This is a genomic window from Shewanella polaris (genome assembly GCF_006385555.1).
Taxonomy (GTDB): Bacteria; Pseudomonadota; Gammaproteobacteria; order Enterobacterales; family Shewanellaceae; genus Shewanella; species Shewanella polaris.
On the sequence record NZ_CP041036.1, the window covers coordinates 2,187,955 to 2,202,635 of the forward strand.

Here is a 14,681-nt window from a genome sequence, read left to right on the forward strand (position 1 = left end):
AACTATAATCTCAACTTTTCATTTGTAATCACTACAGATGAAAGATTGAATTGATTATTTCTCTAGTTTAACAAAATAATCAAAGATTTCAGGAACATTACCGTTACCTAAGCCTGCGTCAAATGCAGCTTGAAGGTTCGCGGAAGAGCCTTCTGCAATCTTAGATTCTGTACCTAAGTCATCAACCATCTTAAGGAAATAGCCAAGATCTTTGTTGGCATTGGCAATAGAGAAGCCTAAGTCGCTAACACCGTCAACGGCGTAGTTTTTACAGAACTTCATGAAAGGCGAGTTTGACGGACCAGCTGACATGATGTCGAAAAGTTGCTGACGGTCAACACCTGCAAGATCTGCTACAGCAAAAGCTTGAGACATAGCACAAACCGTGGTCATACCCATGAAGTTATTGATAAGTTTAGTTGTGTGACCAGCACCAAGAGCACCTAAATGGAATACATTCTCGCCTTGCTCATCCAATACTGGTTTAACTTTGTTGAAAGTCTCAATATCGCCAGCAGCCATAATGTTAAGTAAACCGTCTTTTGCATGAGCAGGTGTACGGCCAAGCGGGGCATCTATCATGCCTGCGCCTTTCTTAGCGAGGTCTGCACCAATCTTACGAGTAGAGGCTGGGATTGATGTACCGAAATCAATGAGTACCGAACCCTCTTTGATGCCGGCTAAGATACCGTCTTCAGCATAAACAAGCTTTTCTACAACAGCGGAAGTCGTGAGACAAAGCATAACTATGTCACTGTTTGCTGCAAGTTCTTTTGCTGAGCTAACGGCTTTAGCGCCGCGAGCAACACAAGTGGCAACAGCGTCTTTGTTAAGATCCATTACATTTAGCTGGTAACCTCTTTTTTGTAAGTTCTCAACCATATTGCCGCCCATAAGACCAAGGCCGATGAAACCGATGACTGGTTTTGTCATATTTAACTCCTAAATATATTGGTTGTGCTTATCTGAGTAATAAACATCTCTTACTTAATAAATCGGTGAGAGATGTTTTTAATAAATAATCGATTATAAAAATGCAATTAATCCGCTTAATAACCTGTCTTACAAAATGGTAGTTAATGCATACCAAATTGTCAACCAATTTGATTCTTTTTGACTTACCAAATTGTAATTAGCTTTGCGGGTAGATGTATTTACTGAAAAACCAATTTTTGTTTATATTCAATTAAAGGGTATTGCCCTTATTGAAAAAGATTAACAATTGTTGAAATTGGCTGCTTGTTAGAAAAAAAGCCTATCAAGTCGATAGGCTTTCCTAAACGAGTTAATGCATTAGAACTTAGCTCGAACACCAAGAGTGTATCGACGATCTGCTTCACTGTAAGCCCAGATAGAATCAAGCTCGGTAGTGTAGACTATAGGCTCACCGGTTAAGTTAACCGCATTGGCTACCACAGTGAAATTTTCGTTAATATCCCAACTTACGGAGAAATCAAATTGGCCTCTGGCTTCACGGTAACTATTACCCACAGTAGGGTCGTAATTATCAGCTAAAGGGTCGTTCTGGTTGAACACGTTGTAACCTAACGCGCCCACTGTTTGAACACGTTTAGTGCCTTGCTCATATAAATAACGGTCACGCCAGTTATAAGCTAAACGTACCTGAACATCTTCACTTTCCCAATACAATTGAGTGTTAGCGGTATGCTTCGAAATATTCAATAATGTATTGCCATCAGGTTGTTCACTATCAGCAAAAGTATAGTTTGCGTTAACACCTAAACCTGACCACATGCCTGGTAAAAAGCTAAACTGTTGCTGGTAACCTAATTCTAAACCTCTGACTTCACCGCTACCGCCATTAACATCAGTATCAATTAGAATACCGGTGCGACCTGCAGCTTTTTCAGCATCAACATAATCTAAACCTTGATCTTGGGTAGCATTAATAATGTCACCCTGGCTTTGACCTGCGGTGCTAAGTAAACAAATATTGTCCCATTGAGTCGTGTTTTGACCATTAATGGTGCTTGAATCTGCTAAACAGCTACTGTCAGTTTGTGTGAATGACTTTACGTCTTTGTAGAAAATAGCCGCAGAAACTATGCCACCATCCCCGAAGTAGTGTTCAACAGAAAGATCATATTGAGTAACACGGTATGGATCTAATTGGTAAGAACCTTGTGTACCCGTAACCAAAGAGTTATCGATAGAGAGTGCAGGACTTAACTCATCAAAATCAGCTCGGCGCATCACTTTAGCTGCCGCAAAACGCATTAAGGTTTCTTCTGATAAAGTATAAGTAACATTCAAGCTAGGTAAAAAGTCTGAATAATCATTGCTACCAGTATTCAGTATTTTATTACCATTAACATCTACGGAATCGACAATGCTAGATTCTAATTCTGTTTCAATATAACGCCCACCAACAACAGCAGTAATGTCATCAAAATCTAGATGAAATTGCGCATATATGGCACTGGTTTTTTCGTTAATGGTTTTATATGCACTGGTATCTTCAACCATGTTATCGGCTAAACTACCGTTCATTGCATAAGAAGTATCTTTTAGCATCTCTTGAACCAATAAATAAGTTGCATCAGCATCTTTCAATTTATCGGCATCGTAAACATTGTATGTAAGTAAATCATTTTGACCTGCAATACCCGTTTGGTCGAATGAGTTATCCATATTTATTGTTTTAAAACTATCGCTGATAATCGCGTTATCAATCCAAGTTGGACTGTATAAACCATCAGAGTTTGTTGCTTTTTTATAAGAATCTTTGAGGGTATTGCCATTAGGCTTAAGATCAAAACGATTTGAACTGTAATCCCTGTCGGTAAAACGTACACCCGCTTTTACTGCAGAAATAAAGTCGACACCTACATCGTGGATTTTAAAATCAAATCGCAAGGCTTGCTCTTCATTATCTGTATCTAATGTTTTGTGGAAAAACTCACGAAATACTAAGTTATTAGGGTTAGTCAACATACCTGTGTCGGCAAAAACATAAGAGGGAATACCACTTCCAGTTGTCATACTTCCTGTACTGGTATGCGTAACAAGATCTAAAGTAGGATCTGTACGTTCAATTGGGCGTAGATTGAATTCTGATGCGGTTTGACGTTCTTCAGATTTTGATATTGAATATTCAGCTGATATTTCTATATTATCAGTAATATTCCATTCTCCACCAATTGCATGTGAAGATGTATCTGATGTGGTGAAGTCACTCCATGTCTTTGGAATAGTAAGGACGCCTTCCAAATCGTAATTGTGTAATTCACCATTATTGTCGTAATAAGAGTCGCTTCTAGGAACGACTGAACCACCGACATCAAGAATTGAATAAGCAGCTTGCCCGCCATCTAATTTAGTGGCGTTCATGTCAATGTATATATTGGCATCTGCATTTGTTGGCGCCCATTGTAGTGATAATCCGTATGCAGTACGCTCGCGTTCTTCTGTTTTTTGCTCTACGGTACTTTCGGATCTACGAAGATATTTACCGTTAGGACCACCTGATACATCAACAACGCCATCACCGTTTATGTCGATGTTGTCTTGTAAATCAACTTTGTTAAAATACTCATCTCGGCGTAATTCACGATCTAAGTACGATAGATTAACTGAAGCGCCAAAAGTACCCGCATCGCCTAAATCCCAATTATTACCCATTGCAGCGCTAAAATTAGGTGCAACGTTTTCAGTTTTATCAGCATATTCACCGTCAAGTGTAATGGCAACTAGGGGCTCTGAAAGTTCAAGAGGGCGTACAGTTTGCATATTGACTGTGCCACCTAAGGCACCTTCAATCATTTCTGGTGTTGGAGATTTAATCACTTCAACTGTTTTCAAAAAGCTGGAAGGGAAGTCATCTAAACTAACACCGCCACGCCCTGGACCTGCAGTAGAGCGGCCATTGAGCAAAATGAGGTTTTCTGATACACCACGAATAGTAACCGATTCACCTACACCAAAATCGGATTCAATTGAAACGCCTGTGATACGTTGTAATGCTTCTGCGATGTTGTTATCAGGTAGCTTACCAATATCTTCTGCAACAATAACATCGACGATACGTTCGTCAGTACGCTTGAGTAAATTAGCTGCTTTTAAGCTGCCAAATATACCCCTAACTGCAATCACTTCAATTTCACTTGCTTCTACATCTGCTTGTGTAGCTTTAGTCTGTGCTTCTGTGTCCGCGGCAAAAGTTGGCATACTTAACAAGGCTGTTAATGTTGCTCCAAAAATTGCTATATTGTTGGCTTTGCTTTTAGGACCATTAAACATAGCGCTTATTTTATTCAGCTTCATAATTCTCCCCAAAGAATTTGTTATTTTGGTATGACCTTTTGGTATTACCAATTGTTGTTGTTTTAATCAACAGTAACATTTATATAACACGTTACCAGTAATTGCAATTAATCATTACCAAAAATAACAAATTGTCATACCAAATCTGCGTATTTAAGTTTTTGTTATTATGAACAGTGTTTATAGCTAGTACTTAAGGGGTATAAAAATAAACGAATTAGCTTATATAGATGTGTTATGACCAATTTATAGATTAACGGTTTTTTTAACCGTTTCATGATGAAAATCTAGAGTATTGGTTATTTTTTATGAATGATTTTCTTTTACCAAGATGACAAAAGAAGAGCAGCAGGTTGTGTTAGTGAACAAGTAATACAGCAATGTTTATGAAAGGTAGTTTGATTACCGCTTATTATCCAGAATTTTGATTAACTATTATTGATGATGCGTTAACGAATACAAAAAAGCCTTTATTTGAATAACAAATAAAGGCTTTTTGTTTTACTGGTACTAATTACCAGAGAATGGATTTATGCAGTCAACTTTGGTTGGCTTGCTAGATACTCATCGAAAGTACCGTGGAAGTTGATTAATTTTTTATCTTTAACATCAATAATCCGTGTCGCCAACGATGATACAAATTCACGGTCGTGGCTAACAAATATCAAAGTACCTTCATATAATTTTAGCGCTTGGTTTAATGCTTCAATCGCTTCCATATCCATGTGGTTAGTTGGCTCATCCATTACCAGTACGTTAATATCCATCATCATTAACTTACCAAATAATAAACGGTTCTTCTCACCACCTGAACAGTTACGCACTTTTTTATTGGCATCGTCATCAGAAAACAACAAACGACCTAACATACCACGTACCATTAAATCGTTATGCCTAGGCGTACGCCATAATGACATCCAATCAAATAACGTCATGTCATTATCAAAGTCTGCAGAACTGTCTTGCGGGCAGTAACCAATTGCAGCATTTTCTGACCATTTAATCCGGCCGTGATTGTGTTGTAGTTGATTCACTAAGCAACGTAATAGCGTGGTTTTACCGACGCCGTTTTCCCCAATAATAGCCAGTTTTGAACCTGCATCTAGGATGAGATCGCCGTGTTCAAATAACACTTCATCAAATCCATGTGACAATTCTTCAAGTACTAATGCCTGGCGATGCAATTTTTTACTTTCTGTAAAGCGGATTGATGGGGTAATACGGCTAGATGATTTCACATCATCTAACTTAATCTTATCCATTTTTTTAGCGCGTGAGCTAGCTTGTTTCGCTTTAGATGCGTTGGCACCAAAGCGGTTAACGAAGTCTTGTAGTTCATCAATTTCAGCGCTTTTCTTAGCATTACCCGCTAAAAGTTGTTCACGTATTAAGCCTGACTGTTCTAAGAAATATTCGTAGTTACCAGGATATACACGTAATTCACCATAGTCGATATCCGCCATGTGGGTACAGACTGAGTTTAAAAAGTGCCTGTCGTGCGAAATGATGATCATGGTGCATTTACGTTTGTTTAGCTCGGTGGCTAACCAACTAATGGTATGAATATCCAAGTTGTTGGTCGGTTCGTCGAGTAACAAGATATCTGGGTTAGCAAATAAAGCTTGTGCCAATAACACTCGCAATTTCCAACCTGGAGCAACTTGTTGCATTAAGCCAAAATGGAATGACTCCTCAATACCGGCTTCTAATAAAATTTCACCAGCACGACTTTCTGCGCTGTAGCCATCCATTTCGGCGAACTGGCTTTCTAAATCGCCTACTCGCATGCCGTCTTCATCGGTCATTTCTGCTTTTGCATAAATGCTGTCACGTTCTTGTTTGACTTTCCACAGTCCTACATCACCCATGATCACAGCGTCGACAACGCTATATTGTTCAAACGCGAACTGATCTTGACTAAGTGTACCGACTTTAAAGCCTGGCGTAATCGACACGTTTCCTGATGTTGGCGCAAGAGCACCACTCAAAATTTTCATAAACGTGGACTTACCACAACCATTTGCGCCGATTAAACCGTAACGGTTACCGTGACCAAATTGAGCCGAGATATTTTCAAATAATGGCTCTGGGCCAAACTGCATGGTGATATTAGCGGTAGAAATCAAAGCAATGTTCCAACTGTGTACTAACTGAATATTTATCAACAAAGGGCAAACAAACAGCCGTGTGTAATAAGACAGACGTGAGTATATTAAGTAAATAGGCCGCGGATTATACAGGTTAGCGCTAAGTTGTCGATTTATAATCTACTTATTGCTTATATAGCATGCAATGAACTTAATCCAGAGCCCCACAAATGTTGATGTGAGTGAATTGACTCATATTGTGTTGATCGCATCGATTAAGATAAAAACGTCTGCCAAATAACTCTAAGTATCAACGATGTTATCGATTTGGCTGTTTAGGCGTAAGGCATAACCACTAGGTTAACCTTGCCTATGCACCAATGGGAGTTGACTATGATATTGAGATGTTAACTATAAAGTTGATAATTCTACCGTAGCCATTAAGCATAATGTTAAGGGGGCGAGTCGCGGCAATGCGTTAGTCAGTTGTTGTCGATTGATGATTTACGCACCTTGATTGATCCCTGAGTCGTCGCACTGAATGACATCATTATAGTTGAAGCATGTCCTAAACATGCAGACATAGCAGATCTGCCCATTATCAAGGACAATACACCGATTAGCGCTGTGTCTGACTCAATGGCGTGTGATTAAGGTCGCACAACGGTTTATGGTTAATTTTAGCAAACCAAAACACAATTATGGCCACAAAAAATGGGTTAACATGTTTATCAACTTCAAGCTGGCGCTCTGTCGGACAGTAGTGCTGAGTATTTATTAACCGCTTTGCATTGCATCATGACGGCGAAGACTTTTCATTTATAGATTTATTGTGATAGTTGATATCAGTCAAGAGGATAAAAGAGAGCGCAAAAAAACGCGCTTAATGAATGACTAGCAATACACTAACCAAGGCAAAGCAGGGGTGTTAATCTTGATTTTTTTACGTTATCTGCCAATGTTTCCCGATAACAAGGCTTGATTTATGATGCAAGGTTAACTGGTCAAGCTAGCTCAATATAGCAATAAGGAACGCGTGATGGTTCAACCCATTAATATAAACAACATTGCAAAACATTTATTTTTACAACGCCAGACAGTTGATCCCATATCTGACTTGGCAACCGCAAATCAGATAGATACCATCGACTTGGCGCTTGGGATTCAATTAGCCATGATTGATCTCAATCAGCAGCATGTCACTGGCTGGAAGTGTTTAACCCCTCGCGATAACGGCGATTTGATTGTGGCACCTATTTTAGCCAAGGCCATTATTAATCAACCACAATGCCCGATTTTTTCATCGGCGCATCGCGCATTGATTGAGCCAGAAATAGCCTTTGTTGTTGGGCAATCCTTTGCCGCGGATCGCCACTATAGTGATGACGAAATAGATCAGCACATAGGTGCCACGCATATGGCGTTAGAATTAATCCAACAGCGATTTAGTAGAGATTATAACGCTTCATTTTTAGAAAAACTGGCAGATGGACTCAGTAATCAAGGTGTGTATTTAGGCCCTGAAATTGACAAATTCAAGGCCTTTAAGGCCAGCCATATTCACCTTACGGTCACTCAAGATGACGCCTCGCGAACCTATGATGGCGCGCATCCCTGCACATTACCGGCATCGCCCTTATATTGGATAGTCAATTTTTTAACCGCGCGAGGGATTGAAATTAGCGCTGGTCAAGTCATTATTACCGGTTCTTATTGCGGCGTGCTCAAGGTTGATATGAATAAACCCGTGCAGATTAAATATCAGGGTTTAGGCTCCATGGCGTTATCGTTTACTGAGCTCAGCGCGAACTAAATATCACTTTTACTAACATCGATGAGACAGTGCTTTATGTGAAGCCCATCTCTTCTCGCTTGTGTCAGTAACTGACTATTGATGACGGCACACAGGCTAAGTGTCTCCATTAACACGCCAAAGATTGTTGCTAAGAGCGATTGCAGAATGCTATATTTAACGCTACAACTTGGCCGTCTAGACGTCTAAATTAAAAGTGTCTATTTAGGGTAATAACAATCATCAATTAATCGAACTATGAAACCTGAACAACAACCCGTTTGAGATACTTTTATTCTCCTAGGTTCAGGATAGCTAGTGTTTCAAATATGCAGAGGCAAAAGAAATGGATAAGCAGGATTTGTGGATACTTGATGGTGGCATGGGACGAGAATTATCAAGAAGAGGCGCGCCATTTTGCCAGCCGGATTGGTCATCACTGGCCTTAATTGAAGCACCACAAACAGTAACCGCTGTGCATCAGGCTTATGTGGACAGTGGCGCTCGGGTTATTATAACCAATAGCTATGCCTTAGTGCCGTTTCATATTGGTGCAGAGCGCTTTGCGGCTGAAGGTGAAACACTGGCCGCGCTTGCGGGAAAGCTAGCGCGCGATGTTGCCGACGAGCAGGAACATTCGGTGTTGGTTGCGGGATCATTGCCGCCATTGTTTGGCTCATATCGTGCCGATCTGTTCAATGCTGAGAAGGTCAGTGAGCTTGCGACTCCGCTGATCCGGGCAATGGCGCCCAATGTGGATCTGTGGTTAGCCGAAACCATGAGCCTGATCGCTGAACCGCTCGCCATCAAAGCGCTACTGCCACAAGATGACAAACCATTTTGGGTTGCCTTTACCCTTGAAGATGAAACCACTGCAGGCGAACCCAAACTGCGCTCTGGTGAATTAGTTGCCGATGCCATCGAAGCCATGCTGACAGTGAATGTCGATGCCATTTTGTTTAATTGTTGTCAGCCTGAAGTGATTGAGGCTGCGCTAAAGGTAGCCTCTGACCGTCTGGATGAGCTTGGGCGAAATGATATCCGATTGGGTGCTTATGCGAATGCTTTTCCGCCTCAAACAAAAGAGGCGACTGCCAATGAGGGTCTGGACGAGATCCGCAGCGATCTTGGGCCTCTTGATTATCTAACATTGGCAGAGCGCTGGCGTGCCGCGGGTGCATCACTCATAGGCGGCTGTTGCGGCATTGGTCCAGAGCATATTGAAGCCCTCACTCAGCGCCTTCGTTAAGGGGATTGATGAAAGAGAATAAAATCGGTATTTGATCTTTAACTGCATTGGTATTTGGCAGCATTACCCAAAACAACTATGGCTGGATTAATGGAACATATGAGAGGAACTTGGCATAAGGACTTTATAAGCATAGGTATTGTGGTGCCGGTGCTGGCATCCTATGTGAGCTGGACATTAATTTTGGCAGAGATGCCATTCAGTGAAAATTTAACTCTGGATCGTTAGTGTTAATTGAATTAATTAGTTGGGATAGATAAAAATTAAGTCTTTTAAAATATGCGATCTGTTATTACAACCAGATCGCATTTAAAGATTTATTAGTTTTCCATGACCAGCTCAGATTCAGCCGCAGCTAACATAGCAAACTCTTCATCAGCACTTTTTGCTACTAATCTAGATGAACTGTAGCCAAAGTAATAAGCAGCGCCAATGACAAATAAGCCCATTGTGAATAAGAATGCCCGAGGGTCAAACGCATACACTCCCGTTAATGCTATTAAAGACAGGATTAATGCAATACCTGATGTTACAACACCACCTGGTGTTTTGTATGGACGAACTAATTGAGGTTGTTTTATGCGTAATAATATATGGCTTAGTGCCATTAATGCATAAGACACTGTCGCGCCCACGACGGCCATAGCAAGCAATAAATCTCCTTCTCCACTTAACGATGCAATAAAACCGAATATTGCTGGAACGATTAACGCACGAGCAGGGACTTTACGTGAAGTAGTAATTGACAGTGAACGCGGAATATAACCTGCACGAGATAATGCAAATACTAAACGGCTATAACCATAAATAATGGAGAAAAATGAAGCCACTAGTCCTGCTAAGCCTAAAATGTTTACCATAGTGGCTAAGGTATGATTACCAGTAACATTTAAAGCATCAACTAATGGTACCGCACTTGCCCCCATCGCTGCAGCACCGCCTGCACCTGGGACTAAAACTACAACCAAAAGCGCAGTAAACAATAAAAATATCATTGCACCAATAATGCCTTTGGGAACATCTTTGGCCGGATCTTTTGCTTCTTCTGCCGCTAACGGAACACCTTCAACGGCTAGAAACAACCACATTGCGAAGGGCAGTGCAGCCCAAACTCCGTACCATCCTAATGGTAGAAATTCACTCGCACCTGCGGCATCAGTAACCGCCACATCATAAAGTCGGGTAGCATCAAAGTTCCCAACAAGCACCACCGCGGTGGCAATAATAGCTAGAACAGCTAACCCGCTGATCACCATCATGACTTTTAATGCCTCTCCAACGCCCGCGAGATGAATACCCACAAAGACTAAATAAAATAGTGCATACACCCAAGGGCCGTTAAATCCCAGCAGCTCCTGTACCGCAGAGCCAATAAAAATAACAATAGCAGCAGGTGCCAGTGCATATTCGATTAACACAGCTAATCCGGTTAAATACCCTCCCGCTGGCCCCATGGCTTGGCGAGCAAAACTATAACCACCGCCAGCTGCAGGTATTGCTGCTGACATTTCGGCTAACGACAAGACTAAGGCTAAATACATGATTGCCATCAATACTGCTGCAATGGCAAATCCTCCCCAGCCCGCTTCGGCTATACCGAAATTCCAACCCGCAAAATCACCAGAAATAACGTACGACACGCCTAAACCCGCCAATAAAATCCATCCAGCGGTACCGCTTTTAAGTTGCCTTTTGGCAAGATACTCTTTGTTGTTCTCAGACATAATTGTTTCTCCGGTGGTATTTAAATTTTTATGTTGAATTTATTTGGTGTTATTCAGCAATTAAAAAGTTTTGAGTTTGTTGTTGGTGTTCAATCACATCGTCTTGAGTGCGATCTTTTAAGTTGACTCCTGTGAGTTTGAGATTTTTAGCTTCTGTTAGTAAGTAAATAGCCCGTTTGGCAGCTTCGGCATAGGGTAGTCCCGCTGGACGAATGTTTGAAATACAGTTTCGGCAGGCATCATTAAGTCCTGTTTTAGGCGCCCAAGTAAGATATAACCCCAGGCTGTCTGGTGAACTGAGTCCTGGTCGTTCGCCTATCAGAACCATTACCAATTGAGCGTTTAGTAGCTGGCCAATATCATCACCTATGGCAACACGACCTTGTTCCACTATGGTGATTGGTGCGATATGCCATGCAGAGTGCTGCTTATTTAATTGACTTAATAACTCGTTGATAAATGGCTGAGCATTGTTTTGCACTGCTAATGATGACAATCCATCAACCACCACTATGGCAAGATCATATTGACTGTCAGTAGCTTTCCCTTGATTGTCCATGTAATTTAATAAGATTTTTCGGCCACTTTCAGCCAGCTTTCTACCAAGATCTGGCCTTTGTAAATAGCTGATGCGATCATTTGCCTGACTGTTAACTTTTATTGGTGATGTAACATTATTCAGTAATGGAATATTACTTAGCTGATCTGCCAGTGAATCAATATCTAGTGGAAAACTCACGGCGTCCCGGGCTTGTGCGTGTGATAGTTGGAATGCTAATAATTCGGACGTGGGTAGGCTGATTCCAGCTCTTCCAAGGCCAATACGCGCATCGGTAAAACGGCGAAGGTCGCTCCATGGATTCGTGACCACATTGCCATTGTGTTTATGTGATTTGAGTGAATCGACTGGGTAGTGAGTTTTGTTTACACAAGGAGAGCTCATTAGCGCTCTCCTTGTAGTGCATAGAGTGGTTTGGCAAATTCTTTGGGTAATGTGTTGGACAACACAAAATCTGACGTGTTTTTCATAATGTTCATTTGGGTTAGCCAATGTTCAAATTCGGGGGCAGGACGAGAGCCCAACACACGACGAACATATAAAGCATCATGAAAAGAGGTTGTTTGGTAATTCAGCATTATGTCGTCTGAACCGGGTATGCCCATTACAAACGAACAACCAGCAACCCCTAATAAAGTAAGAAGATTATCCATATCGTTTTGATCGGCTTCGGCATGGTTGGTGTAACAAACATCACAGCCCATTGGTACACCGAGTAATTTTGCGCAGAAATGATCTTCTAATCCGGCCCGAGTAATTTCTTTACCATCAAATAAATATTCAGGACCAATAAAGCCAACGACAGTATTCACCAGTAGCGGATTAAATTTTCGGGCAACAGCATAGGCTCTTGCTTCACAGGTTTGTTGATCTAAACCGTGATGTGCATTGGCTGACAACGAGCTACCTTGGCCAGTTTCAAAATACATTACGTTATTGCCAACAGTGCCACGTTTTAGACTTAATGCGGCGTCTTGGGCTTCTGTTAAGGTTTGTAGATTAAATCCAAAGCTGCTGTTTGTCGCTTCGGTGCCGCCAATTGATTGAAACACCAAATCAACCGGTGCACCGGCTTCGATACATTCAATGGTGTTTGTGACGTGGGTTAAAACGCAACTTTGTGTTGGTATGTCATATTTTTGGATTACATCATCCATTAATTTCATTAATTTAATGGCTTGTGCAACGTTATCGGTCGCGGGGTTAATACCGATAACCGCATCACCATTTCCATACAACAAACCATCAAGCATTGATGCGGCAATCCCATTCACATCATCGGTTGGGTGGTTTGGTTGCAAACGGGTCGATAAGTGACCAGGTAGACCTATGGTATTTCTGAATGCGCTGGTGACATGACATTTTTTAGCCACAAGAATAAGATCTTGATTGCGCATTATTTTGCTAACAGCTGCTGCCATTTCAGGTGTAATGCCCATTTTTACCGTAGCTAATACCTGAGGTGTTACATAGTCGCTAAGTAACCAGTTACGAAAGTCGCCAACCGTTAAATGGCTAATATATGCAAATGCATTAGTGTCATGTTCGTCTAAAATTAATCGAGTAACTTCGTCAGTTTCATATGGAATAAGTGCATCATTAAGAAAGGTTTTTAAAGGTACATCTGCGAGTCTCATTTGAGCGACAGCCCGTTCCTTCGCTGATTGTGCAATTACTCCCGCTAAACGATCACCTGATCGCTGTGGCGTAGCTTTAGCCATTAAATCTGCAAGATCCCGAAATTGATATGTTTGGCTACCTAACATGTAGCGGTACGATTGACTCATTAATGACCTCGACGTTAACGATTTAATTTTGGTACAGGTTTTGCTGCTGAATCGTTAATCATTTAATTTTAATAAGTTCAAACCAGCTTAAATCGTACCAAGTGGCTATCAAGTTTTGGCAAAGTCATTTTTTATTATTTATTTCAGCTAGATAAAATGTTTTATTTTCAGTGTTGGTGATTGGGTTAGCAGCGTAATATCAAGAGGACGTGACAGATGGAGCACCATATTAATCAGTGCGCACCACAAAAGAGCGTGGTGACAACTACCGATATTGATGAACAAGCGCATAATTTAACCCAATGGCAGCAAGTATATGATCAGGTCAGTAATGGCAGTTTTTATGGCTGTATAGAAGGACTTGATTATCCTGAGGCGCATCTATTTAAAGAATTTACTCAGCGGGCATTAAGACAGCAATGCAATATCGCGCCTGAATCTATTTGGTTTGGTATTCCGCGTTTTTCAGATCAAAGTAAAATTAATGGATTACAAGTTGATACTCATCAGTTTATGTGTCGAACCAGTGATTGTGATTTTGAATTAATAACCCCTGAACAGTTTACTATTTATGGTTTTGTTATTAATAAACAGACCTTATTCACCATGGCTGATATACAAGGTTTATCACTTCAGAACTTAACTTCGCAAGGTGCTGAACGGATCAGTTCAAATCCAATGCGACTTAATCAAACCCGTTTTCTGATTGAATCGCTGATTAACCATAGTGAATCACGGCTACATACCCCGTTACAGCAAGACATGTTAAGTACATTAGCGTTGAATTTATTAACACAAGAATCATCAAAACAAACGGTAGCACCTAGCTATCAACATCGATTAGCCGTGGTAGAGAAAATAAAAGCATTTTTGCACGAAAATCCGCAACAAGCGGTGACAATAACGCAACTTTGTGAGCTTACTTTTGTTAGCCGAAGAACCTTGCAGTATAGTTTTGAGAGTATTTTAGGCATTAATCCATTGCGTTTTTTACGTCTTACACGCTTAAATAATGTGAGGAGGGAGCTTAAACAACCTCAGCAAGATATACCCATTTCAGTGATAGCAGCCAATTGGGGTTTTTGGCATGCAGGCCAATTTACCAAAGATTACACTCAATTATTTGGTGAAAATCCATCAACCACACTAAAGCGTTATAAGTAATCCGAAATTGGGTAACAAATAGCGTTTAAACAATG

9 protein-coding genes are annotated in these 14,681 nt (G+C 40.9%); 3 read left to right on the forward strand and 6 right to left on the reverse strand.

Annotation, left to right across the window (positions count from 1 at the left end; all coding sequences use genetic code 11):
- Positions 1-54: 54 nt before the first annotated feature.
- The 3 genes from FH971_RS09550 to FH971_RS09560 form a co-directional block, all read right to left on the reverse strand.
- Positions 55-933, reverse strand: a complete 879-nt coding sequence (locus FH971_RS09550) for an NAD(P)-dependent oxidoreductase (protein WP_140234146.1) — start codon at positions 931-933, stop codon at positions 55-57.
- A 360-nt stretch (positions 934-1,293) separates the two neighbouring features.
- Positions 1,294-4,284 carry a TonB-dependent receptor gene (locus tag FH971_RS09555; RefSeq protein ID WP_140234147.1) on the reverse strand — a complete coding sequence of 997 codons (2,991 nt, stop codon included), beginning with the start codon at positions 4,282-4,284 and terminating at the stop codon, positions 1,294-1,296.
- A gap of 530 nt (positions 4,285-4,814) precedes the next feature.
- Complete coding sequence (locus FH971_RS09560) at positions 4,815-6,410, reverse strand: ABC-F family ATPase (protein ID WP_140234148.1); 1,596 nt, start codon at positions 6,408-6,410, stop codon at positions 4,815-4,817.
- A gap of 1,000 nt (positions 6,411-7,410) precedes the next feature.
- Here FH971_RS09560 and FH971_RS09565 point away from each other — a divergent pair.
- The gene (locus tag FH971_RS09565; RefSeq protein ID WP_140234149.1) at positions 7,411-8,184 is read left to right on the forward strand and encodes a fumarylacetoacetate hydrolase family protein; all 774 of its coding nucleotides are present in this window, start codon (positions 7,411-7,413) and stop codon (positions 8,182-8,184) included.
- A gap of 325 nt (positions 8,185-8,509) precedes the next feature.
- Positions 8,510-9,412 carry a homocysteine S-methyltransferase family protein gene (locus tag FH971_RS09570; protein WP_140234150.1) on the forward strand — a complete coding sequence of 301 codons (903 nt, stop codon included), beginning with the start codon at positions 8,510-8,512 and terminating at the stop codon, positions 9,410-9,412.
- A gap of 320 nt (positions 9,413-9,732) precedes the next feature.
- Here the strand turns inward: FH971_RS09570 and eat are convergent, their stop codons facing one another.
- From eat to FH971_RS09585, 3 genes are read right to left on the reverse strand one after another with little or no spacing between them, the layout of a single operon-like run.
- On the reverse strand, positions 9,733-11,136 hold the full coding sequence (eat, locus tag FH971_RS09575; protein ID WP_137227176.1) for an ethanolamine permease: 1,404 nt from the start codon (positions 11,134-11,136) through the stop codon (positions 9,733-9,735).
- A 49-nt stretch (positions 11,137-11,185) separates the two neighbouring features.
- On the reverse strand, positions 11,186-12,079 hold the full coding sequence (gene eutC, locus FH971_RS09580) for an ethanolamine ammonia-lyase subunit EutC (protein WP_140234151.1): 894 nt from the start codon (positions 12,077-12,079) through the stop codon (positions 11,186-11,188).
- Positions 12,079-13,482 carry an ethanolamine ammonia-lyase subunit EutB gene (locus FH971_RS09585; protein WP_140234152.1) on the reverse strand — a complete coding sequence of 468 codons (1,404 nt, stop codon included), beginning with the start codon at positions 13,480-13,482 and terminating at the stop codon, positions 12,079-12,081. Before FH971_RS09585 ends, eutC begins: the two co-directional genes overlap by 1 nt.
- A gap of 216 nt (positions 13,483-13,698) precedes the next feature.
- Between FH971_RS09585 and FH971_RS09590 the strand changes: the two genes are divergently transcribed.
- Positions 13,699-14,646, forward strand: a complete 948-nt coding sequence (locus tag FH971_RS09590; RefSeq protein ID WP_137227171.1) for a helix-turn-helix domain-containing protein — start codon at positions 13,699-13,701, stop codon at positions 14,644-14,646.
- Positions 14,647-14,681 lie beyond the last annotated feature (35 nt).

Bases quoted from the DNA above. Each gene is read 5' to 3' on its own strand.
- FH971_RS09550 (WP_140234146.1), bottom strand. From the start codon at position 933: ATGACAAAACCAGTCATCGGTTTCATCGGCCTTGGTCTTATGGGCGGC.
- FH971_RS09555 (WP_140234147.1), bottom strand. From the start codon at position 4,284: ATGAAGCTGAATAAAATAAGCGCTATGTTTAATGGTCCTAAAAGCAAA.
- FH971_RS09565 (WP_140234149.1), top strand. From the start codon at position 7,411: ATGGTTCAACCCATTAATATAAACAACATTGCAAAACATTTATTTTTA.
- FH971_RS09570 (WP_140234150.1), top strand. From the start codon at position 8,510: ATGGATAAGCAGGATTTGTGGATACTTGATGGTGGCATGGGACGAGAA.
- eat (WP_137227176.1), bottom strand. From the start codon at position 11,136: ATGTCTGAGAACAACAAAGAGTATCTTGCCAAAAGGCAACTTAAAAGC.
- eutC (WP_140234151.1), bottom strand. From the start codon at position 12,079: ATGAGCTCTCCTTGTGTAAACAAAACTCACTACCCAGTCGATTCACTC.
- FH971_RS09585 (WP_140234152.1), bottom strand. From the start codon at position 13,482: ATGAGTCAATCGTACCGCTACATGTTAGGTAGCCAAACATATCAATTT.
- FH971_RS09590 (WP_137227171.1), top strand. From the start codon at position 13,699: ATGGAGCACCATATTAATCAGTGCGCACCACAAAAGAGCGTGGTGACA.